The organism is Streptococcus sp. HMSC064D12 (genome assembly GCF_001837205.1).
Lineage (GTDB): Bacteria > Bacillota > Bacilli > Lactobacillales > Streptococcaceae > Streptococcus > Streptococcus salivarius_D.
The window spans coordinates 45,962-68,725 of the sequence record NZ_KV831713.1 but is presented as its reverse complement, the minus strand read 5'-3'; the positions used below and the strand labels follow the sequence as shown (position 1 = coordinate 68,725).

Annotated in this window: 18 protein-coding genes; 2 read left to right on the top strand and 16 right to left on the bottom strand. The window is 40.6% G+C overall.

All coding sequences use genetic code 11. The features are described from left to right. Positions 1-187: 187 nt before the first annotated feature. From HMPREF2697_RS00450 to HMPREF2697_RS00435, 4 genes are all read right to left on the bottom strand, one after another. Positions 188-4,744, bottom strand: coding sequence for a glycoside hydrolase family 70 protein (locus tag HMPREF2697_RS00450; RefSeq protein WP_045768855.1), 4,557 nt, complete (start codon positions 4,742-4,744; stop codon positions 188-190). 429 nt (positions 4,745-5,173) lie between these two features. Beyond that, positions 5,174-9,649, bottom strand: coding sequence for a glycoside hydrolase family 70 protein (locus tag HMPREF2697_RS00445; protein ID WP_070849165.1), 4,476 nt, complete (start codon positions 9,647-9,649; stop codon positions 5,174-5,176). A gap of 264 nt (positions 9,650-9,913) precedes the next feature. Further along, on the bottom strand, positions 9,914-10,936 hold the full coding sequence (locus HMPREF2697_RS00440) for a glycosyltransferase (protein ID WP_013990742.1): 1,023 nt from the start codon (positions 10,934-10,936) through the stop codon (positions 9,914-9,916). Positions 10,937-10,969: 33 nt separating this feature from the next. Continuing rightward, positions 10,970-12,232: a carbohydrate-binding domain-containing protein gene (locus HMPREF2697_RS00435; RefSeq protein ID WP_070849162.1), complete on the bottom strand. Its 1,263-nt coding sequence runs from the start codon at positions 12,230-12,232 to the stop codon at positions 10,970-10,972. Between the two features lie 379 nt (positions 12,233-12,611). Here HMPREF2697_RS00435 and HMPREF2697_RS00430 point away from each other — a divergent pair, with 379 nt between their 5' ends. Continuing rightward, positions 12,612-13,391 carry a polyphosphate polymerase domain-containing protein gene (locus HMPREF2697_RS00430; protein WP_070849159.1) on the top strand — a complete coding sequence of 260 codons (780 nt, stop codon included), beginning with the start codon at positions 12,612-12,614 and terminating at the stop codon, positions 13,389-13,391. Then, a complete protein-coding gene (locus HMPREF2697_RS00425) occupies positions 13,384-14,067 on the top strand; it encodes a DUF4956 domain-containing protein (RefSeq protein WP_070849155.1) in 684 nt (227 codons plus the stop codon). Before HMPREF2697_RS00430 ends, HMPREF2697_RS00425 begins: the two co-directional genes overlap by 8 nt. Positions 14,068-14,202: 135 nt before the next feature. Here the strand turns inward: HMPREF2697_RS00425 and HMPREF2697_RS00420 are convergent, their stop codons facing one another. From HMPREF2697_RS00420 to hisC, 12 genes are all read right to left on the bottom strand, one after another. Then, positions 14,203-14,793, bottom strand: a complete 591-nt coding sequence (locus tag HMPREF2697_RS00420) for a hypothetical protein (protein ID WP_224119022.1) — start codon at positions 14,791-14,793, stop codon at positions 14,203-14,205. 40 nt (positions 14,794-14,833) lie between these two features. Then, entirely contained in the window at positions 14,834-14,980 is a 147-nt protein-coding gene (locus HMPREF2697_RS10605) for a hypothetical protein (RefSeq protein WP_004182676.1), read from the bottom strand. Between the two features lie 205 nt (positions 14,981-15,185). Further along, entirely contained in the window at positions 15,186-15,500 is a 315-nt protein-coding gene (hisE, locus tag HMPREF2697_RS00415; protein ID WP_002884043.1) for a phosphoribosyl-ATP diphosphatase, read from the bottom strand. 8 nt (positions 15,501-15,508) lie between these two features. Beyond that, the gene (gene hisI / locus HMPREF2697_RS00410; protein WP_004182677.1) at positions 15,509-15,847 is read right to left on the bottom strand and encodes a phosphoribosyl-AMP cyclohydrolase; all 339 of its coding nucleotides are present in this window, start codon (positions 15,845-15,847) and stop codon (positions 15,509-15,511) included. Further along, positions 15,844-16,602, bottom strand: coding sequence for an imidazole glycerol phosphate synthase subunit HisF (hisF, locus tag HMPREF2697_RS00405; protein WP_004182678.1), 759 nt, complete (start codon positions 16,600-16,602; stop codon positions 15,844-15,846). Before hisF ends, hisI begins: the two co-directional genes overlap by 4 nt. A gap of 1 nt (position 16,603) precedes the next feature. Next, positions 16,604-17,323, bottom strand: a complete 720-nt coding sequence (gene hisA, locus HMPREF2697_RS00400) for a 1-(5-phosphoribosyl)-5-[(5-phosphoribosylamino)methylideneamino]imidazole-4-carboxamide isomerase (RefSeq protein WP_070849150.1) — start codon at positions 17,321-17,323, stop codon at positions 16,604-16,606. Between the two features lie 48 nt (positions 17,324-17,371). Beyond that, positions 17,372-17,980: an imidazole glycerol phosphate synthase subunit HisH gene (gene hisH, locus HMPREF2697_RS00395; RefSeq protein WP_070849147.1), complete on the bottom strand. Its 609-nt coding sequence runs from the start codon at positions 17,978-17,980 to the stop codon at positions 17,372-17,374. Next, positions 17,977-18,561: an imidazoleglycerol-phosphate dehydratase HisB gene (hisB, locus tag HMPREF2697_RS00390; RefSeq protein ID WP_002888923.1), complete on the bottom strand. Its 585-nt coding sequence runs from the start codon at positions 18,559-18,561 to the stop codon at positions 17,977-17,979. Before hisB ends, hisH begins: the two co-directional genes overlap by 4 nt. 19 nt (positions 18,562-18,580) lie before the next feature. Continuing rightward, on the bottom strand, positions 18,581-19,864 hold the full coding sequence (gene hisD, locus HMPREF2697_RS00385; RefSeq protein ID WP_070849144.1) for a histidinol dehydrogenase: 1,284 nt from the start codon (positions 19,862-19,864) through the stop codon (positions 18,581-18,583). Beyond that, positions 19,861-20,511: an ATP phosphoribosyltransferase gene (gene hisG, locus HMPREF2697_RS00380; RefSeq protein ID WP_002883998.1), complete on the bottom strand. Its 651-nt coding sequence runs from the start codon at positions 20,509-20,511 to the stop codon at positions 19,861-19,863. The genes hisD and hisG overlap by 4 nt, the downstream gene beginning before the upstream one ends. Further along, entirely contained in the window at positions 20,504-21,484 is a 981-nt protein-coding gene (locus HMPREF2697_RS00375; RefSeq protein WP_070849142.1) for an ATP phosphoribosyltransferase regulatory subunit, read from the bottom strand. The genes hisG and HMPREF2697_RS00375 overlap by 8 nt, the downstream gene beginning before the upstream one ends. Next, positions 21,481-22,533: a histidinol-phosphate transaminase gene (hisC, locus tag HMPREF2697_RS00370; protein ID WP_070849139.1), complete on the bottom strand. Its 1,053-nt coding sequence runs from the start codon at positions 22,531-22,533 to the stop codon at positions 21,481-21,483. The genes HMPREF2697_RS00375 and hisC overlap by 4 nt, the downstream gene beginning before the upstream one ends. Positions 22,534-22,764 lie beyond the last annotated feature (231 nt).

The window sequence follows — 22,764 nt, the reverse complement described above, 5'->3', positions numbered from 1 at the left end:
TTTTTGTCTTAAAATCTACATCTTAAAGACTTACTTATTATATCATTTTTTATTATCAAAAAAAGTTAATAAAACTTATTTTAATGATATTTTTATCACATTAATAATAGATTATAATTTTGTCATAAAAAAGACTCGTTCCCATAAAATATAAAAAGGAGAACCAAAGTCCTCCTTTTTAAATCAATTAGTTTAGCACTCTAGGTGGATAAGCAAGACCATTCTTATCAAAGTAAACGTAAACTCCTGGTTGAATTTCTATCCATGTGCTAACAGCTCTCTTACCACTATCACCATAGTAATAGCTAATTCGACCATTGCCAGCACTTACTGTTTGACCTTTTACTTGTTTACCATCCTTAGCGAAGAAATAAGTATCGTCACCAATTTTAACTTCACCAGTCACTGACTTACCATTAGCACCAATGTAGTACCAGTTGTTGTCGCCTGTTGTGAAAAACTCATTAGTCAAGCGTTCACCTGTTGAAGCATTATACTTACTATAAGTACCATCTGCATTCTTAACAACACCACCCTTAACTTGGCTTCCGTCTGCATTAAAGTATAGGTGTTGGCCATTGATGACTTGTGCACCTGTAACAGTCTTACCATTAGCGCCTGCATAGTACCAAACATTGCCATCAGTTGTGAAGAATTCGTTAGTCACTAGCTCTCCAGAACCTTCTTTGTACTTGCTGTAAGTACCATCTGCATTCTTAACAACGCCACCTTTAACTTGGCTTCCATCTTCATTGAAGTAAAGTTTTTGACCATTGATGACTTGTGCACCTGTAGCAGCAACACCGTTTGCATCAAAGTAGTACCACTTACCATTGATATTTCTCCAAGTATCCTTGATACCATTACCAGTGTGTGCGTCAAAGTAATAAGTTTTACCTTTAAAGGTTACTAACTTATCTTTAGCTTGGAAACCGTCTTCTCCAAAATATTGTGTGAAACCATCAATAACCGTAACACCTTTGGCCATGACACCTTCATTAGTGAAGTAACGGAATTTCACAACCTTAGATTCTTTACCGTCTTTATCAGTTTCAGAAACATCAAATTTAGTGTAACCACCCTTGTACATTTGACCTTTAGAGTTATAAAGGTAGGTATTACCATTAGCATCAATGTAGAAGGCATTACTCAACATGATACCATTTGGTAAGAAACGATAAACGTCTTTACCATTTGGTGAGTATTCACTGTTAGTAACCATGTGACCACGAGCATCAAAGTAGTAAGTGTTACCATTGAAGGTTACAAAGGCAGATTTAGCTTGTGTACCACTTGTACCGAAGTAAGTGATTCCTTTACCATCACTTGAGAATCCAGTAATAACCTTTTCTTTACCTGTCAATTGAAGAGGAATGAAGTTACCTTCTTTAGTGACAGTGAAATACTTACCAGTTGCTTCATCGCTAAGTACATAGCCAACACCACGTTCAAGAACGTTTGTTCCGTTGAAGTATTCAGCCTTCCATTGTTTCAATTTAACAGAATCATCAATTGGTTTACCAGTTGAAATCATGTTTACCTTGAACATTTCAGGGTACTTAGCTTTAAGTTCAGCCAAGAATTCACCACCGTATTTAGCTTGGTAATCTTTGCCTGATGACTTAGAGTTAGCCACATAAAGTGAGTGGTCAATGATAGCGTCCGCAATCTTACGACCAGCACCATCAGTACGAGTCGCTGTTACAACTTCTTTACCTGGCAATTGGTAAATTTGGTCTGGAACCCAGTCAGCGATTGCTTGAATACCAGCCTTATGAAGTGCTTTAAGAGCATCACGTAGATCTTCTTTAGAACCGTATTTATTGTTCTTACTCATGGCAAGATCGTAACGGTCTGCAAAGGCATAACCATTTTGGATAACTGAGTCAAGGAAGGTACCATCGTCAGCAGATACAAATTGAGGTGCCATTTCAAATGATGTTACACCCCATGATTTGAACAAATCAACATTTTCAGCAATCTTACGGTTAGTATAGACTGAAGGATCTGAACCATCTGGAATAGTTTGAAAGTTAGAGAAGCCTTCGTAGATTAATTGTGAATCATAAGCTTCAGTCGCTTTAAGAGTCAATTCACCCTCTTTTTTAGCTTCTGTTGAAGGCGCTACTCGGATATCTTGATTATCTGAAGCTCCAACTGGAACCCAAACTGCTACGAAACCAGACATATCAAATGTTTCATAACCCTTGATGTCATTAGCACCGAAAGTCAAGACACCGTTGCTGTCTGTTTCTTTAACGTAACCTGCTGCGATTGCATCTGCATCAGATGTAAAGTTCTTGATACCATCAGCTGTACCAACAATCAAAGCACGGTATTTTTGGTTGGCATGGATTTTACCCATTTCAACATTAAGTTTAGCTGATTGATCCAAATTCAATTTTGGATTGTTAGCTACAAGTGTTACCTGACCAGAAGTACGGCTGTATTTAGAACCTTCTGTATCATTAGCTGTCATAATGTCTTTACCATAACGTACTGAAGTGTAGACTTCATTTGTGCGGTAAAGTTCAACATCTGAATTGTCCATCTTACCATCAGTTGGCAACCAGTATGAACGTTGTGCTTGCCCACCAGATACATACTTGATACGACTCTTCATCAAGTTAACAATGGTATCGTAATATGGAGACTTAGTTTCCATGTAGTGACCATCATCTGTATAAAGGTCTCCATAGTAGACACGAGTGATAGTTTCCATGTTTTGCAACATAACCGCGTAAGCCGCTGGGATGTTGTTAAGCGTATATTTTTTGTCGCTGCTGAGCATGTCTTTGTTGTAAATCTCAAAGGCTTGCTTCATTTCAGCATCAGTAATCGTGAAACCATCTGATTTTGGATTGATTTCTTTCTTGATGATTTCAGCAATAATATCTTGAACGTTGTTATCATGGGCACGGATAAAGACGTAATTTCCTGACGCATCTCCGTATTTCTCGTTATATTTACCGATTGTAGACTGTTTAACTGTTCCGTCTTCGTTATAGGCCTTGCTTCCATCTTTGTTAATCCAATCAGTCTTTTCATCACGTTGTGTCGTGTTGAAAGTATTGTTATACAAAGGACTTACAGCTGGTGTACGTTCTTTGATTGGTTTAGCCAATGAGAAGAGGAGAGCCAAACGTTGTTTGTTTTCCATAGCAAGCGCAGCGCCATCTGTCTTGTCATTGTAGTGGTTGTCATTAAGGCTCCATGCTTCAAGGACTGAGATGTGAGCAAGAGCGTTTGCTTCAGATTTGTTAACACCATAGTACTCACGGAAGTAGTTTGTGTAGAGTTGAAGCATGTCTGCATCGACATTATCTACCGCGTCGACACGGATACCATCGAAGTTAGCATCCTTGTCACCCATAACGATTGAACCCCAGTTCATAAGGTAGTGGATTTGGTTCAATTGTTCCGCTTGAACAACTGGGTTTGACAAATCTACGTCATTAGCTAGCAAGAAGTCGAAACCACCCATGTGGTTTGGATCTGATTGCTCATCAAGAATTGATTTATCAATTGTACCAGTCTGGTTAGTTGCTGTACGGTTCAAACGACGATAGTCAGAATTCGCCCATGGTGTACGTGAATCATTCACATAAAGAAGGGCACCACCTTGAAGGTGATCTTCGCCGCCACCTTTAGAGTAGTTTTCAGTTTCTTTGTTCCATTGTGGTTGTGTCTTAACAAAGGCAGAGATAGTTTCACGCAACCATTGTGTTGATTTTTCAGCCTGAATCTTTTGCTCAATCTTGATTTGAATGTCCTTAGCAGCAACTTTCAAAGTTTCTTGCTTATCTGTACTTGAATATTTAGCATCCAAGTTAAATACTTTAGACATGTAGTTCAAGTAGTTAACTTGTGTATCTACATTTGGCCACCAAGCCATCAAAAGTGGACGGAAATCTTCTGCAGTTGATGCTTGCCAAGTTACACCATCTTTGATGATAGAAGCTGGACGGTACCAGCTATCTGCAGTCAAATAACCATCAATCAATTCAAAGCTAGCTTCAGATGAATCGTAGGCACGGTTATTTATTGAGAAACCATCAACAATATTTGTTGTTCCTGGTGTGAAAGAGTATGTTGATGAACTTGTAAGAGCACCATCTTTACCGAAGTAAAGCAATTGACCATTTACAGTAATGGCAAAGTTTTCTTTGTGTGAACCATCTTCATTAACATAGTAATATTTACCATCAATGTTTTTGATGTTTTTCAAGGAAAGCGCAGCTTCTACTTCTGAATCTTTCAAAGCAGCTTCTGGCGCCTTAACTTCTGTATTAACAACTTCAGCCTTCACTGTTGCTGGTTGTTCTTCTGCTTTTTCAGTTGTAACAGCTGGTGCATCTGTTGTCACAACTGCTTCTTTATTTGGAACAGCTGCCACTGCTACATCAGCTGTTGTTGCTGTTGTAGCTGCTTCAGCTGTTGCTTGTGTGTTCGTTGTAGTCGCTGTTTCTACAGCATTTGTTTCTTTAGCAGGTGTTAAAACATCTGCTTCTTTTGTATTTGTACGTTTATCGGCTTCTTTGGTTGCTTCAGGAGAAGTAACTAAAGAAGCTGTTGTACCTGAATTTGATTGAGTTACTGTCTTATCTTGAGTTTCATCCGCTGAAACTGAAGATGTTGTTACAGACAATCCTCCCAAGACAGTAGCAAGTGCTACAGAAGCAACTGCAATTGTAACCCATTGCTTCTTAACTTTATGAAGCTTATAGTGTATCTTATTTTCCATTATAATTTTCCCCGTGATTTTATTTGTCAAAATCAGACTGAAATCTATCCGATTTCAAACAGTTATATTATATCATTATTTTCTAACTATTTCTCGAATTAATTGTTTTTTTATAAAATATATATTACATAACATTAATATTAGAAAAACTTTGTAACACACCTATTTCATAGGTTTTCAATTCTCATTTTCATATCATTTGATAACTAAAACTATTTTTCATAAAAGCCGCCAAAGTCCTTGATACAATAGCTTTTACAATGATTCTGACTCAAAATTGATATTTGTCAGATTTTTTCTTTAAGGAGCATAAAAAGGCAAAATTTCTTTAAACGATTCTCGTTTTCAAGAAATTTCACCTATAAATTCATGTCAAATCATATCGTTTTTCACTTAATCTCTCAGATTAAGATTAGATTGATTGATTATTTATTTATCAAAATCAGCATAACCATTTTCATCGAAGAAGACAGTCGTACCGTCTTGGAAAGTAATCCATGTGTTTGTCACACGTTCTCCAAGAACTGATTCGTAGTATTCTACTCCTTTTGGTGTGCTGATTGGGCTACCTTTAACTTGACGTCCCAAATTATCAAAGTAATATTCTTTACCATCGATATTTTGGCGTCCTGTTACAGCCTTACCATCTTTGAAGTAGTACCAAACATTGTTACCAGTTGTCAAGAAACGGTTATTGAGACGCTCACCTGAATCTTTGTCATAGTAAGAAAGTGATCCGTCAGCATTCTTAACAAAGTCGCCTTTGACTTGACTACCATCTTCTTTGAAGTAATAGTTTTTACCACCAACACTATAGGCACCTGTCACGATTTCACCATTATCTTTGGCGTAGTACCATGTCTTACCACCATCAAGAGTGAAGAAATCAGATTTGACTTGGCTTCCATCAGCATTGAAGTAATAGTTAAGGTGGTCAATCGTTTGACGACCTGTAGCGAGGTTACCATCCTTATCAGCATGGTACCACTTGCCGTTCACTTCGAAGAACTTGTCTTTAACCTTGTAACCATTATCTACAGTGTAGTAGCTAATCTTGCCATTTTCAGTAACAAATTCACCTTTAACTTGGGCACCATTTGCACGGAAGTAATAGTCGTGACCGTCCAAAGTAAGGGCACCTGTCACATTTTTACCAGCTGCATCACGGTAGAACCATGTTGAGCCATCTGTTGTGTAGAATTCACCCTTCTTAGCTTGTGCATAGCCTTGATCGTTGAATTCATACCAGATACCATCGATTTCTGCCCAACGATTTGTGTAGGCATTACCTGAATTTTTATCAAAGAAGTAGAGTTTTCCGTCTGGAGTCACATACTTAGTACCTTTAGCTTGGAAGCCATTTTCATCAAAGTATTGCAATCCTCCACCAGCATAAGTCAAGCCAACAGCCATTTCTCCAGTTGGTGAGAAATAACGGAATTTAGCTTCTGTTTCTGAAGTACCTTCTTTCGGTACATCGAATACAAAGTAACCATCTTTGTATTGCTCACCAAAGCTACCAAAGTAATAATATTTACCATCCTGTTGATAAATAGAATCACGAAGCTGTACACCATTTGGCAAGAAGAAATAAGTCTTACCATCGATATCTTGACGACCAGTCAACATATAACCTTCTTTATCGAAGTAATAGTAATTTCCAGCATATTTAATGAAAGCATTCTTAGCTTGGAAACCACTATTATCAAAGTAGGCCATACCCTTACCATCATAGTAGAAACCTGTCTTACCACCTTGGTCTGTCAAAGGTTTTGGCAAGAAGATGCCATTATCAGTAACTTGATAATAGCGACCAGTAGCATCGTTACTGAGAACATAACGATTACCACGACCAAGGATATTAGTACCATTCATGTACTTAGCAGACCATTGCTTGATTTTAACAGATGGATCAATCTTCTTACCAGTTGATATCATCACATCTTCAAACAACTGTGGATATTTCTTTTGGAGCTCATCAAGGAACTCACCACCATATTGAGCTTGGAAGTCCTTACCTGATGATTTAGAATTTGCAACATATAAAGTGTTATTGATATAAGCATTGGCCTTTGGAGTACCATAACTATTTGCACGTGTTGCTGTTACAACTTCTTGTCCTGGCAATTGGTAAAGTTGATCTGGAACCCAGTCAGCAATTGCTTGAATACCTTGCTTGTGAAGCGCCTTAAGGGCATCACGAAGATCTTCTTTAGAACCGTATTTGTTATTCTTACTCATAGCAAGGTCATAACGGTCAGTAAAGGCATAGCCATTTTGGATAACAGAATCAAGGAAGGTACGGTCATCAGCCGATACAAATTGAGGAGCCATCTCGAATGATGTGATTCCCCATGACTTGAAGAGTTCTGCGTTTTCTGCAATCAATTTATTGGTATACTGGCTGTCTTTTTCAACAAAATCTTGGAAGTTTGAGAAACCTTCATAGATAACTTGTGAGTCCAATGCTTCAGTAGCTGAGAATGTCTTATCCAGTTTCTTATCTGAACCTTTAACACGGATATCTTGGTTATCAGGTGCGCCTACTGGTACCCATACACCAAGATAACCTCTCATATCAACAGTTCGATATCCCTTGATTTCATCCCCACTGAAAGACAAGTTCCCTTCAGCATCGGTGTATTTAATTTTTCCAGCTGCAGCTGCATCATTCTCGTAAGTGACAATTCCCTTATCAGTACCAAGAAGTAATGGACGGTAGGCTTGGTTAGCATGAAGTTTACCCATGTTAACTTTCAAAGTACCATCACCCAATGAGAAATCCTGATTATTGGCAATAAGGGTCAACATACCAGAATGTTTACTTGTTTCTGCTACACCCGTAGTTTGGTCAGCAGTCATAATATCTTTACCGTAACGAACAGATGACAAGATTTCTTTTCCATTGAACGTGTCGACTTTCATCGATTGTCCACCTGAAACATATTTCATACGGTTCTTCAAGAGCGTTGTGATAGCATCGTAGTAAGGAGACTTGGTAGCCATATATTGGCCGTTATCGGTATAAAGATCTCCATAATAAACACGAGTTACCTGCTCCATATTTTGAAGAATCAAAGCATAGGCGGCTGGAATATTGTTAATAGTATAACGTTTTTCTGCCTTCTTCATATCTTCATTATAGATTTCAAAGGCACGTTTCAATTCAGCATCAGTCATGGTATAACCATCTGATTTTGGATTGATTTCTTTTTGAACAATATCACGAATGATATCTTGAACAAGGTTATCATGAGCACGCGCAAAGATATAGTTAGCTTGTGTATCTCCATACTTACTATTATTTGTACGGTCTGTCAAACTGCTAGTAATCAAATCTTTCAATGAAGAGCCCGAACCATAAAGTGCACCCATAATTGCATATCGAAGGTTATTATCCATGGCAAGGGCTGCACCATCATGTTTTTGATTATAAGCATTATCATTTAAATCCCAAGCTTCAAGGATAGAAATGTGAGCGAGTGCATTAGCTTCAGATTTATCCACACCAAAGGCTGCACGGAAGTAGTTTGTATAAACTTGGAGAAGGTCTGCATCAACATTATCAACTGCATCAACACGGATACCATCAAAGTTAGCATCCTTATCACCCATAACAATTGATCCCCAGTTCACAAGATAGTGAATTTGGTTCAACTGCTCAGCTTGCACAACTGGGTTTGAGTTATCAACGTCATTGGCAAGTAGGAATTCATAACCACCCAAGTATCTTCCTGTACCATTTAGAGAACCATCTTGGTTACTTGGTGTACGGTTAAGCAAACGGTAATCAGAATTTGCCCAAGGTGTCTTATCATTATTGACATAAAGAAGAGCTCCCCCTTGAAGGTGGTCAGCAAGGGTATAGTTTTCAGTTGTAGTATTCCACTGGTCTTGTTCTTTTACAAAAGACTCAATTGCTTGACGAAGCCATTCAGTTGATTTTTTAGCTGAAATTTCTTGTTCAATCTTAATTTGAATTGTCTTAGCAGCTGCATTCAATTCAGATTGACTTTGGCTAGTTGAATACGTTGCGTTAAGGTTAAAGTGTTTAGAGAAAGTATTGAGGTAGGCAACTTGTGTATCTACATCAGGCCACCATGCCATCAAAAGTGGACGGAAGTCTTTCTCAGTTGACACACGCCATTTTTCCCCATTTTCCAAAATAGTGACTGGACGGTACCAGCTGTTTGGTGTCAAGTACCCATCTACCAACTCGAAGCTTTCCTTCTTAGAATCGTAAGCACGGTTATGTGAAGAAAAAGCATCAACTAGATTAGTTGTACCTGGTGTGAATGAGTGTGTTGATGTGCTTGTCAAAGCACCGTCTTTACCGAAGTAAAGCAACTGGCCATTAACTGAAACAGCAAAATTTGTTTTGTATGAACCATCTTCTTTGACATAATAGTATTTACCATCAACTTGTTTGATGTTGTTCAAAGAGAGCGCTGCTGTTTCTTCTTTTTCAGTAACACCAGATTTTGGTTTTTCAGCTACTGTAAGCGTTGTATCTGTCGCTGTTGCAGCTGGTGTTTCTGTTGTCGCACCATTTGCTACTGCTGCACGATCAGTTGTTGCTGGTGTTGCAGTATTAGTAGTTGTATCTGCTGCAGTGGTTGCTGCCGCAGGAGTTTCGACTGTTGCAGCATCAGCAGCCTTATCATTTGTTGTTGCTGTCGCATCTGTCGTAGCAGTTGCTGCAGGAGCGGCTACTTCATGCGTTTCAACGACAACATCGCTTTCAGCTGTCGTAGAGGCAACTGGTTGAGTTGTTTCATCAGCTGAAACCTTTTGATTGGCAACTGTAGCACCACCTACGATAGAGGCAAGTGCTACCGAAGTGACGGCAATCGTCACCCACTGCTTCTTAACTTTGTGAAGCTTATAATGTACCTTTTTTCCCATTTTAGGTCCTCATTTCATTTTCCTAGTTTGAATAAAATCTACATAATTCAAACAATTTCATTATAGCATATTTTTTTCAGTCAACTAGAGTCTTTATCAAATCATTTCAATTTTTAATCATATTGTAAATTGATTAACATTTTAACAAATATTAAAGACTACCGAATGTAGAAAACGGTAGTCTTTTTCTATTTTTAGGAAAGTTTTTAGAGGTAATTTAATAAGCTATCTCTATTCAATCAGTAGCAATTTAAAAGTCAGCTATTAAGCAAAAACGACGTTATGTTGGACCCTGTAGCTAACTAAAAAGAGCAAGGTTTCTGTGACTAATTTTGCCAGAACCAGTCCTAAACCAATAGCAACTAGACTACTAAGTAAGAAATAGTTACAGGCCAGGAGGACCAAGACCAACATAAAGTAGCGAACACTCGATCTAAAGAGAGAGCTTGTCGGATTAAAGACCACATTAGCGTTCAGCAGACACTGGCTGGAAGCCGAAATCACACGAGCTAGCACGACCGAAAGGAGCAGATTCTTCGTCAAGGCAAAGAGCACAAATAAGGCTGTTGCATCAATGACTGAGGCCAAGACGGCCGTGCCAGAGAACTTTAAAAAAGGGCTGTAAATACGGATGGAATCACGAATGGGCCGAAAGTGCGAACTTTTATTTTCCCCCAGATAAACGGTCTCGATAGGGACTTCAGAGATTTGGTGGCCTGACTTTTTGGCTTCAAGCAACATATTAAACTCGTACTCAAAACGATTGCCATCCAGATTAAGAAGCCATGGAACCAGGTCAGTTGACATACCTCGAAGCCCTGTCTGAGTATCTGTGACTTTCTGGCCAGTTACTAGACGGAAAAGTCCAGCAGTCACCTTATTCCCAAAGCGGCTACGTGCTGGCACCTTACCAACAAAGGCACGCGCACCCAAGACAAGATGACTTGGATTTTCCTCGGTTGCCTTGGCCACACGGACAATATCCTTAATCAGATGCTGACCGTCACTGTCAACTGTGACAATAGGTTGAGCCGAAAGGTGCTGACTGACTACTTCTTCTTGAATGTGAGCAAAGGCTGTCTTGAGAGCAGCTCCCTTTCCTTTATTGACAGGATGGGTAAGGACAGTCGCTCCAATAAAAGCCGTTTCGTCGTAATAGTCATTATAGCCTGGGCCACTCCCATCATTAACAACAATAATACGGGATTTAGGGAGTTTTATGGTAATATCTTGAACCACCTGAATCAGGCGTTTGTCTGGTTCATAAGCTGGAATAATAATATACATAGGCACTTCCTTTCTGTTTCATCCTATGACTCTTTAGTGACCTCCTCCAAAGCCACCTGGTTGCCCACCACCTTGGGGACCACCGCCGCCAGGCATTGAGTTTTCAATCTTTGTTTGTTTTTCACCATTGATAGTAATGTCACCGCCGGTATAGGTCGCTGAACCATCAAAGTCAAAGCCAGACTGACCAGTCAAATTAATCGTTCCACCCGATACAATAATATCGCCGTTAGAATCGATTGGGTCGGTATCGCCCTGGCCAACCTCAACATTTAGGGTTCCACCGGTCATCTTGAAGAAAATCTCACTTTGACTGGCATTACTATTAGCGGCATTAACACCATCGTCCGTCGCATAGACATCTATATTTCCACCATTGATGGTCACAGATTTACCTTCGATACCTTCAGTTGATTTTTCAACCTTGTAAGTACCACTATCAATAATCAGATCACCGGACGCATGAATACCGTCGTCACCAGCCTTAATAGTCATGGTATTGTCAGACAGATACATGGTACCTACTGAGGTGTCGTCATCATTGTCAACCTTAACACCATCTTCTTCCGCTTCAATGGTCATAGTTGTTCCTGTGATGTTGAGTTCATCGTTGACATTGAAGGCATCACCAACTGAGGAAATCTTATAGGTACCGCCAGTCATATGAAGGCTGTCATTGGCTTTAATACCGTTGTTTTTCTTGGCATCAATATTTAGGGTACCTGAACCGTTTATGGTCAAATCTCCTTTAGAGAAAATCACAGCATCCGCATCTTGATCACTATTAGAACTTGAATCAGAAAGTGTGTTTGTAGTGCCATCTTTAAGTGTCAGATAGACATGACCAGCTTTTGTGGCATTGATTGCTGCATTTGTATTTGTCATGGTAACGCCATCTAGGACAATATGGACATCATCTGAATCACCAGCATCTACCTTGATTTGCACACCGTCGGATTTTCCTGAAATGACGTAGGTCCCAGCTTTGGAGATGGTTACAGTTGAACCTGATAGGACTGCACCATCACCCGAAACATCCGCAGATGAGCCTGATAACTTAATCTTAGTAGCTGAGCTTTCATTATAAGAGGTATCAGAATCTTTGGAAGTAAAATAGTTGCTGTTGTTCTTATTGGTTTTCTTACTGGTCGTTGCTGTTACAGCACTTGTTTTTGATGTAGTGCTTGACGTCGTCCCAGTTGACTGACTGCTTGATTGGCTACAAGCTGTCATGACTGTTAGGGCAGTCGCACAGGTCAATAAAGTCGTCCATTTTTTTAGTTTTTTTGATTTCATATTATTTCCTCTCGTGTTCGTTTGGATGATTACAGTTTACGGGACTTACCTAAAACATTTCTAAAGGTTAACTAAAATTTATCTTAAGTTAAGTTTGGTGAAAGTTTGGCTTAGGACTTCTTTCAGAAAAGTCCCATAGACTAATAGGCGAGCAAATGAATACTTTGTATAGTAGTACTTTTGCTCTCAACTTAATTTTCTACTAAAAAATAAAAGCCAAATCTTGAATTGACGGCTTTGTATCTTATTTAATTGAACACGCCTACAACTCGGGGGAAAAAGATGGGCCCTGCTTGGAGATAAACTCCTTCGGCTGGTCCCCCTATTTTCCTGAGAGTTGCTTCACGGCTTTGTATCTTATCTATAAAAGGAGTTTTTCATGGTTAAACAATTGGAAACACGTTTTAAACGTATTGAAACAAAATATGTGGTCTCAAAGGAAAATCTTGAAGACCTGCTCACTGATCTTAAGGAGTATTTGGTAGAGGATGATTATCCGACATCTACCATTTCAAATATTTACTTTGATACGGATAATTTTGACGTCATCCAAGATGCCTTAGATGGTAATCACCGTCAAGAGAAAATCCGCATGCGTACCTACCTAGCCAATCCCCAAATTGATAGTAAGGTCTTTTTAGAGGTTAAAGCCAAAGATGATGAAGGAATCGGTCATAAGTTTCGTCTCGTTTCAACTCCACTTGCCATCACTAACTTGATGACAGATGGTAAGAACCATGGTCAAATCACTGACCGCCAGCTCTTACAGGATATTCACCACTTACGTCAACGCTACGATGAGGGGCTCAAACCTCGTATGTATATCTACTACGACCGTTTTTCGATGAAAGAAAAAGAGACTATCGAAGGCTATGCCTACAATAAAGTACGTGTTACCCTTGACCAAAATCTGACTTACCGTGATGAAGACGTCAGTCTCTTTAAGGGAAATCATGGTTCTCCCCTTCTAGATGAAGATACGATAATCATGGAAATTAAGGCACCTGGGCAAAAACCAGACTGGCTTCAAGCTATCTTAGACAAACATGGTTTGGAAGAGCAAAAATTCTCAAAATACAGCTGTGCCTACCATAAATCTCAAGGTCTAGACTACGGACCACGTCCAGCACAAGAAAAAGGAGCTGCCGCCTATGTCTAATCTCTTCAATTCTATCTTTAATGATGCGACCGCAACCGCTAGTCCCCTTCAACTCATGCTGGCCTTACTGGTCAGTCTTATTTTAGGCTTGGCTCTAACCTGGACTTACAAATACCGAACCCTATACACCAGAGAATTTGTCATTAGTTTGACCCCACTTCCATGTTTGATGACCCTAGTTATCTTCCTTGTCAATGGCAGTTTGGGGACCTCTATCGCCGTGGCAGGGACCTTTAGTCTCATTCGTTTTCGTTCAGCGACTAGTGGTTCCAGAGAGCTAATCGCCGTCTTTATGGCCATGATTATTGGTCTGGCATCTGGGACAGGATATCTCTTACTGGCCGTCCTCTTCACCGCCTTTCTATTGGCTGTTTGGCTTCTTTTAGAAAATCGTCAAAGTCGTACCGACAACCAACGTCGTAGACTCCTGACCATTAACGTCTCCTACCAAGACCTAATTGACCAAAAAATCACTAAAACCTTGCTTAATTTCACCAGTGAATGCGACCTAATTTCCCTTAATACCACAGGTGGAGGCGAAACCATGCAACTGGTCTACGAAGTGGACTTGAATCCCCAAGTGGACGACTTCCAATTGACTAACCACCTGATTTCAAACATTAAAAATTGTGACCTTGCCCTAACCAAAAAAGCTAAGAAGAAAAAGAATTTGTAAGACAAAAAGACATCTCCGACTGATTTTCGGAGATGTTTTTACATGTTTTGAGGTTAACATTTTCACTTAGCTGTAACCCCACTTTTAACGGCCTAGTATGGCAGTCTAGCTTATCGATCAAAATCAAAATACTTTCTAATCATCTTCATCTTGGACAACCTTACCATCTTGTACGTTAAAGGTATAGCCAATGTGATTGTAATTATCTTCATCAATTGAGTAAAAATAAAATTCGTACTCTCCGTCTGGTAGCTTGCTAGCATCCAGTTTAGTTGTGGCCTCTTCTAAATCTTTCTTACTAGTATTATCTGTATCGCCTACTTCTATTCTCATAGTAACAAGGTGTTCTTCAATCATTGTTTGGTAGGGAATTTGATAATACCCATAAAAATCATCCTTCCCGTTTTTACGGTTTTCCTCAGCTAAATGCTTTTTACGATTACCAGCCTCTTGATCAATCGTAGTATTATCGCTGAAGGAGAATTCTTCGATATCAAGGCCTAACGATTGCTTTTTAAGCTCCTTAAAGAGTTTTTGCTCTTCTTTTTTTACAGATTTTTGTTGTAAGTAGCTTTCCCAGTAATGACCAGGGGTCTTATATTCTTCACCATTAACTGTCCAGTCCAGGTTAAAAGTAATTTGTGAATCTAATGATATGGTTTGATTATCGTAGGTTTCCTCTGAATAGGTATAATCAACATAAATACCATCTGAATCTAGAAACACCTTTTTGATAAGCTTAACTTGGACCTTTCCCTTAAAACCATTATGAGCCAAGATTTTTTGCGTTTTTTCCCCTAGCCTTGAAGTAAGAATTTGGCAGTACAACTTTACAACCAACTAAAAGACTAGAACAGAGGAGGAGAATAGCTAAGCAAGAAAGCTTTAAAATATTAGGAGTATTTTTCTTCATAGGACATCCTTCCTTTCCTCAATGATTTGTATAAATAAGCACACCAAATCCTTCAAATAAAACGAGCTTTCTTCACTCCTATTATAGCATTTTAAAGCGCTTTCTTATGGTAGTTAGAAGGATAAAAGATTAGGATGTATCCAGCAAAAAAGCCTGAATATCACTTCAGGCTTTTCATCTTAGTTCAAATCGATTGATATAATCCTTAATAATCCGTTACTTCTTTTCGGTCATGGACATTGCTTTGTTTGCCTTGACGGGCTTTAAGAACAGCTTCAACGTCTTCAGGGCTAACCCCTGTTTCAACGAGCATGACTGCTAGGTGATAAAGGACGTCTGCTGTCTCGTTGGCAATTTCTTCTTTATCAGCATTTTTAGCTCCGATCACAACTTCTGTTGCTTCTTCGCCAACTTTTTTAAGAATCTTGTCTAGACCCTTGTCAAAAAGGTAATTGGTATAAGACCCTTCTTTGGGATTTTTTTTACGATCTAAGGCTTCCTTATAAAGTGTTTCTAACATAGCTACTCCTATCTATCTTGATTGTCATCATATATATCCGTAAAGAAACAGCTGTAGGCTCCTGTATGGCAGGCTGCTCCTTCTTGTTCCACAGCGATAAGCAGGGTGTCCTGATCACAATCTGTCTTGATGCTTTTGACATGTTGGAAATGGCCAGATGTGGCTCCCTTATGCCAAAGCTCATTTCTGGAACGGCTCCAGTAATGCATTTGTTTGGTCTCAAGGGTTAACTGATAGGACAGCTCATTCATATAGGCCAACATGAGCACCTGTCCCGTCTTGTAATCTGTCACAATGACTGGTACCAGTCCGCCTTGTTTGTCAAAATCAAGTTTAACCTCTGTCATTGTCTCACCTCGATTCCTGCATTTGCCAAGACTTGTTTGGTTTCGCCTATATTTACCTCACCAAAGTGGAAGATAGAGGCTGCCAGAGCACCCGTCGCTGTTGTCTTTTCAAAGACTTCTACAATATCCTCAATATTTCCTGCACCACCAGAGGCAATGATTGGAACATCGACGACCTCCGCTACACGATTGAGCATTTCCAAATCAAAACCAGACTTAGTGCCGTCCTTGTCCATGCTGGTTAAGAGAATTTCTCCAGCCCCCAAAGCGACGACTTCTTGAGCCCATTGGATGAGGTCCCTACCTGTATCCTTACGGCCTCCCGCCACAAAGACATGCCAGCTCCCATCAGCCATCTTTTTAGCATCAATCGCAGCCACTACACACTGATTCCCGAATTTTTGAGCACAATCAGCAATTAGTTGCGGATTGGCAAGGGCTGAGGAATTGACGGCAACCTTGTCAGCACCGGCTTTGAGCATCTTGTTCATGTCTTCAACTGAACGGATACCACCACCAACCGTGAAGGGGATAAAGACCTGATCGGCAACACGACGCACCATATCAACCGTTGTTTCACGGTTATCCGAAGTCGCTGTGATGTCCAAGAAAACAAGTTCGTCACAACCAGCTTCATAATAAGCACGCGCAGAATCAACAGGGTCACCAACATCTGTCAGATTCACAAAATTAACCCCCTTGACGACACGGCCATCCTTGACATCCAAACAAGGAATAATACGTTTTTTAAGCATATTAACCTCCGAAAGCCTTGAGCTGGTCTAAGGTGATATTGCCGTTATAGTAGGCTTTGCCAACAATGGTTCCTGCCACACCAATCTCTTGTAGGTGATCTAAGTCAGCTACTTCTGCAATCCCACCTGAAGCAATGACTTTGGCGGTCGTGAGTTCAGCTACCAAACGTTTGTAGTGATCAAGATTGGGTCCTGTCAGTGTGCCATCTCGATCAACGTCTGTATAGACAAAGAGGGTTACACCCATCTTTTCCATTTCCTTAGCCAAGGTAATGTAGTCTACATTGCTAGTTTCCAACCAACCTTCGGTAGCGACAAACCCTGCCTTGGCATCAATACCTACGACAATTTTATCGGCACCAAATTCCTCTAAAGCTGCTCGAACGAAGTCAGGATTTTTAACGGCCATTGAACCGATAATGATACGGTCGATGCCAACTTCCAAATAGTCACGAATCTGCTCCAAGGTACGGATACCGCCACCAACTTCGATGCCAAGTCCAGAAACCTTCTTGACCTCTGCAATCAAGTCACGGTTAGTGGCACGACCATCTAGGGCACCGTCCAAGTCGACGACATGAATAAATTGAATGCCCGCATCCTTAAAGATCTTTGCCTGCTCAATAACATCTGGATTGACAACGGTTTGTTGGTTGAAATCTCCTTTAAAGAGACGAACAGCCTGTCCATCCTTAATATCAATTGCTGGTAGAATTTGCATCTCCCCTACCATCCTTTCTAACTAAAAAGTCTTTGTTCTCACTAGCTTCTATGCTTTACATAACCCTGCAAACTTTTCAAGAATACCTAAGCCAATATCCCCTGATTTTTCAGGATGAAATTGGGCCCCATAAACATTGTCTTTATGAATCATGGCTGGCACCTCAATACTGTAGTCTGCGGTAACATCAATGTATTGGCTAGGGACATCTGTGAAATAACTGTGAACGAAGTAGACAGCTTGGCCATCTACACCATCTGTCAAAGGGCTGGCTTGCTTAACAGCCAAATCATTCCACCCCATATGTGGGACAGGTTGCTCCTTTCTGGCTGGAATAGGACGGCAGACACCTGGAATAAAGCCAAGACCATCTGTTTCTTCATGTTCCTGTCCTTTTTCTGTTAAAATCTGCATGCCTAAACAAATTCCCAAAAGTGGAACTCCCTGTGCGACAGCCTCTTTGATAACAGCTACCAAACCTCTTCGCTCCAACTCTGCCATAGCCGTTGGATAAGCACCTACACCAGGTAAAATCAACCCATCTGCAGCTAGGATTTTTTCTTTATCGGCAGACAATTCTGCAGTCACTCCGATTTTTTCAAGGGCACGCAGAACATTTGCAGTATTCCCCGCATCGTAATCAATGACAATAATCATAGCATCCCCTTTGTCGAGTTTACGCCGTGAATGTCAGGATTGATTGTGATTGCCTCACGCAAGGCACGTCCTGTTGCCTTGAAAAGACTTTCTGACTTGTGGTGATTGTTTTTTCCGTGGAGAATCTTGAGATGGAGATTCATCTGAACATTGAAAGCCAAGGCTTGGAAAAATTCTTCTACCAGTTCTGTGTCAAAATTACCCAATTTTGGATTATCGAAACTAGCATCAAAGACTAAGAAGCTACGTCCAGACAAGTCTAAACTTGCCATTCCGAGGGTTTCATCCATAGGTACAAAAGCCGTTCCATAACGGTTGATTCCTGCTTTATCCCCCAAGGCCTCTTTAAGAGCTTGACCAAGGACAATACCGACATCTTCAACGGTGTGGTGACTATCAACCCAAAGGTCGCCATCAGCCTTAACCACCAAAGACATACGACCGTGACGGGCAAACAAGGTCAACATGTGGTCAAAAAATCCGACACCTGTTTGAATATCTACTGGTTCTTGAGCATCCAAATTGAGGCTTAACTTAATTTTGGTTTCAAAGGTATTACGTTCAATTTCTGCTTGTCTCATAACTTCTTCCTCTACTCTCTCAATTATTGTCGTTTCTGACTTCAATTGCCTTGGCGTGGGCCTGCAAGCCTTCCGCATAAGCCAAGGTTGTGATATCGTGCTCAGCCTTATTAACTGCTGCCTTATCGTATTGCGTATATTGGATACGTTTGACAAAATCGTGCACGCCTAAAGCTGATGAAAAGCGGCTAGTCGCTGTCGTTGGAAGAACGTGATTGGCACCTGCATAGTAGTCGCCAATTGGTTCACTAGTAAAGTGACCAAGAAAGACGGAACCAGCATTTTCCACTTTTTCCAAGTAATCATAAGCATTGTCCATAGCAATTTCCAAATGTTCTGGCGCAACCAAGTTCATAAGTTCGAACATGGCATCTGTATCATTGGCAATAATAATACGACCGTTATTTTCGACAGATGGACGAGCAATCGCCTCGCGTGGCAAAAGCTTGAGTTGACGTTCAATCTCACTTTCAATCGCATCAGCCAAGGCTTCAGAATCTGTTACCAAAATGGCGCGTGCGCGTGTATCGTGCTCCGCTTGAGACAAGAGGTCAGCTGCCACATAGGTTGGATTGGCACTACTATCAGCAATGACACCAATTTCTGATGGCCCTGCAATCATATCAATACCGACAATACCGTAAACTTGTTTCTTAGCAGTCGCCACGAAAATATTACCAGGACCTGTAATCTTATCCACCTTTGGAATTGTTTCTGTACCAAAGGCCAAGGCCGCAACCCCTTGAGCCCCACCGACTTGGTAAATGCTATCCACACCAGCCAATTTTGCGGCTACCAGAATCGCAGGAACAAAGTGCTCTTGAGGCGGCGTAATCATAATAATCTCTTTAACCCCAGCAATTTTGGCAGGAATAACATTCATAAGAACTGATGACGGATAAGCCGCAGTGCCTCCAGGAACATAAACACCCACACGATTGATAGGACGAATCAATTGACCACGAATAACACCCTCACTTGGTTGGTCCTCAAAACCAGTCTCCAACTGATGTTTGTGATAAGATTCAATGTTTTCTTTAGCATTAACTAGGGCTTGGTAAACCTCTGGATCAATCTCTTTAAAGGCTTGATCAATCAAGTCCTGTCCAACTTCAAAATCAGTCAAGTCAACCTTATCAAATTTAGCTGAATAGTCACGAAGGGCCTCGTCTCCACGTTTTTTAACGTCTTCAATAATGGCTTGAACCGTGCTTTCAACGTCTCTATTTTCTTTTGACAGTTCCAATTGCTCCTGATAAAGAAGCTCCGCAATTTCTTTATTTGTTCCAGTTAATCGTTTCATTCGAACGGTACCTCCTCGTTCCCTACAAGTGATTCAATCTTACAAATGAATGGTAGAACTTCCTTGTTATTTTTCAAAGAAGCCTTATTAACAATCATGCGTGCTGAAATCCTGCAAATATCTTCATAAACTTTTAAGCCATTAGCAACAAGGGTATTCCCTGTTTCCACAATATCGACAATGGCATCCGCTAGACCAATGACCGGGGCAATCTCAACACTCCCCTGAATTGAAATAATCTCAACATCCTCACCCTTTTGATTAAAATAGTCCGTCGCAATGGTTGGATACTTGGTGGCGATACGTTTACGCTTATGGTCATCAGGATTATAGTCTTCTGTTGATGCTACGGAGAATTTACAAAGGCCAAAATTAAGGTCTAACATTTCCAAATAGCCTGTCGGATGTTCAACTAGAACATCCTTCCCAACAATCCCAATATCTGCGACACCGTGTCGGACATAGGTGGTCACATCTGGAGCCTTGACCAATAGAAAACGGAAACGTTTGTCAGGACTTTCGAAAATCAAATTACGGCCCTTATCAGCCATGAAGGACATGTCAAAGCCAGCTTTTTCTAGTAATTTAACTGTATCTTTCTCAATTCGCCCCTTGGTTAAGGCAATTGTGATTTGATTGCTAGTCATCTAAGTCACCTCCAAATTCCACATCATCATGCACTGCTTGATAGACCGAATCGACATCAATGGCCCAACCAACCGCTGTTAACTCGGTAGCACCAAAGCGTTCAAATAGTTTATCGTAGCGGCCACCTGATACAAAGGCATCCGGCACCTTATCACCGAAGACCTTAAACATCATGCCTGTGTAGTAAGGCACTGCTGGCAATTGAGCCAAATCAAGCGTCGTCTCTGGGAGACTATCTGATAAGCGATTGGTTAAGACTTCCAAACTATCCAAGGCCGTCAAAAAGGCTTCACTGTCTGTCAACTGTCTAGCCTTGGTCAAAACAGCCTTGGTCTCACCAAAGAGGAAGGGCAACTGTTCCAAGACCTTGTCATATTGACTTGGATTTTCTTTGGTGAATTCCTTGAGGCCTGTGATTGATTTGTCACGGATATAGGCGGCCAACTCTGCTTCTTTTACTGATGGAAGGTCTAATTCTTCAAAAATGAGTTGCAAGAGACGAGCATGTGAAAACTCAAACTTGTAATTTTTGACACCGGCAGCATCCAGAGCCTCTTTAGCAGATATCACAGCTTCTTCCATGGCCTGGTGAACAGGGAATCCTATGATCTCAATACCAGCTTGCGTATGCTCATTGGATAGGCCACGCATCTCCTCATTGTAGTTAAAGACTTTTCCAGAGTAAGAAAATTTAATGGGTGTATGAACTTGTGTCGAAGCAATCACGCGCCCAATTTGGCTGGTAATATCAGGACGTAGGCTAACAAGATCTCCATTTTTATCAAAGAAATTATAGTTACCATTATCCACAAGATCGCTAAAGACTTCGAAATGCTCCAAGGTTGGTGTCTCAATTCGAAGGAAACCCTTTGTCATCAACAAGTCACAGATACGATGCTCAATCTGATACATGGTACGGGCACGTTTGAAAAGTTTATCGTGCATTCCTAAGGCTAATGTCGTTTTTTTCATGCTTGTAACTCCTGTATTGTAATTAGTACGCGCTCCATCTCATCCTGAGTTCCAATCGAGATGCGTAGTCTGTCGGAAATACGCTTCACTTTTGGAAAATAACGGACATAAATTTTCTTACTTTGGAGATAGTCAAACAATTGGCCTGCAGTCACTCCGTGTGGTTTGACCAAAACAAAATTGGTTTTTGAAGGAAGAACATCAAAGCCAATAGCCTTCAATTCTTGGCTAAACCAGTCACGTGTGGCCATAATCTTAGCGCAGCTATCTTCATAATAATCCCAAGACTTAACGGCTGCAGTCGCCAAGACTTCTGCGATGCTATCCACATTATAGGGATTGACTGAATTCTTGACGGCATTGATCACAGCCATTAGTTTAGGACTTCCGATGCCATAGCCGACACGCAAGCCTGCAAGTGAGGCGTCCTTAGAAAAGGTCCTTGTGATAAACACATTGTCATACTTTTCTAGGAGAGGTAAGACAGTCTCCCCACCAAAATTAATATAGGCTTCGTCGATAATCACAACTACTGACTGGTTGGCCTTTACGATTTCTTCAATTTGATCGAGAGGTTTATAAATACCTGTTGGCGCATTTGGGTTAGTAAGGACAATCCCACCATTTTCAACCAGATAATCTTGAGTATCAATCTCAAATGAAGAGTTCAAGGGCACTTCTCTAAATGGGATGCGATACAAATCTGCCCATACCTTGTAAAAACCATAGGTCAAATCTGGAAACAAGACTTCTTCCTCGCTATTAAAGAAAGCTAGAAATGCCATTGACAAAATATCGTCTGACCCATTTCCAATAATCACTTGATCGGCAGTAACACCTAACTGTTCAGATAAGGCTTGACGCAAAGCAGCTTGATCCAAAGTCGAATACTTGCGTAACTGATGGGCATCAAATGATGCTAAAGCTTGATGGACTGCTGGACTTGGTCCATAGGCATTTTCATTAGTATTCAACTTAATGATATTTTTCTCAGCAGGCTGACTACCTGCCACATAGGGTTCAATCTTTCGTAATCCTTTGATTTCCATAGTTTATCCTTTCTGTTCAACTCCAACCAAGTGTACGGCTAGCTACAAATGCTAAAAGCAAGGGTAACAAAAAACGCCCTCGCAAAAACAACTTTTGCAAGGACGTTGGCACGTGGTTCCACCTTAATTCGAACAGGGGTCACCCCCTCTTCCTCATGAAGTCGCAAGGTCTCTCTTGTAACTCCCAGTCTCTAACGGAACCACCCGTCGTACACTACTGTCATCCAGAGT

Bases quoted from the DNA above. Each gene is read 5' to 3' on its own strand.
- HMPREF2697_RS00450 (WP_045768855.1), bottom strand. From the start codon at position 4,744: ATGGAAAATAAGATACACTATAAGCTTCATAAAGTTAAGAAGCAATGG.
- HMPREF2697_RS00445 (WP_070849165.1), bottom strand. From the start codon at position 9,649: ATGGGAAAAAAGGTACATTATAAGCTTCACAAAGTTAAGAAGCAGTGG.
- HMPREF2697_RS00440 (WP_013990742.1), bottom strand. From the start codon at position 10,936: ATGTATATTATTATTCCAGCTTATGAACCAGACAAACGCCTGATTCAG.
- HMPREF2697_RS00435 (WP_070849162.1), bottom strand. From the start codon at position 12,232: ATGAAATCAAAAAAACTAAAAAAATGGACGACTTTATTGACCTGTGCG.
- HMPREF2697_RS00430 (WP_070849159.1), top strand. From the start codon at position 12,612: ATGGTTAAACAATTGGAAACACGTTTTAAACGTATTGAAACAAAATAT.
- HMPREF2697_RS00425 (WP_070849155.1), top strand. From the start codon at position 13,384: ATGTCTAATCTCTTCAATTCTATCTTTAATGATGCGACCGCAACCGCT.
- HMPREF2697_RS10605 (WP_004182676.1), bottom strand. From the start codon at position 14,980: ATGAAGAAAAATACTCCTAATATTTTAAAGCTTTCTTGCTTAGCTATT.
- hisE (WP_002884043.1), bottom strand. From the start codon at position 15,500: ATGTTAGAAACACTTTATAAGGAAGCCTTAGATCGTAAAAAAAATCCC.
- hisI (WP_004182677.1), bottom strand. From the start codon at position 15,847: ATGACAGAGGTTAAACTTGATTTTGACAAACAAGGCGGACTGGTACCA.
- hisF (WP_004182678.1), bottom strand. From the start codon at position 16,602: ATGCTTAAAAAACGTATTATTCCTTGTTTGGATGTCAAGGATGGCCGT.
- hisA (WP_070849150.1), bottom strand. From the start codon at position 17,323: ATGCAAATTCTACCAGCAATTGATATTAAGGATGGACAGGCTGTTCGT.
- hisH (WP_070849147.1), bottom strand. From the start codon at position 17,980: ATGATTATTGTCATTGATTACGATGCGGGGAATACTGCAAATGTTCTG.
- hisB (WP_002888923.1), bottom strand. From the start codon at position 18,561: ATGAGACAAGCAGAAATTGAACGTAATACCTTTGAAACCAAAATTAAG.
- hisD (WP_070849144.1), bottom strand. From the start codon at position 19,864: ATGAAACGATTAACTGGAACAAATAAAGAAATTGCGGAGCTTCTTTAT.
- hisG (WP_002883998.1), bottom strand. From the start codon at position 20,511: ATGACTAGCAATCAAATCACAATTGCCTTAACCAAGGGGCGAATTGAG.
- HMPREF2697_RS00375 (WP_070849142.1), bottom strand. From the start codon at position 21,484: ATGAAAAAAACGACATTAGCCTTAGGAATGCACGATAAACTTTTCAAA.
- hisC (WP_070849139.1), bottom strand. From the start codon at position 22,533: ATGGAAATCAAAGGATTACGAAAGATTGAACCCTATGTGGCAGGTAGT.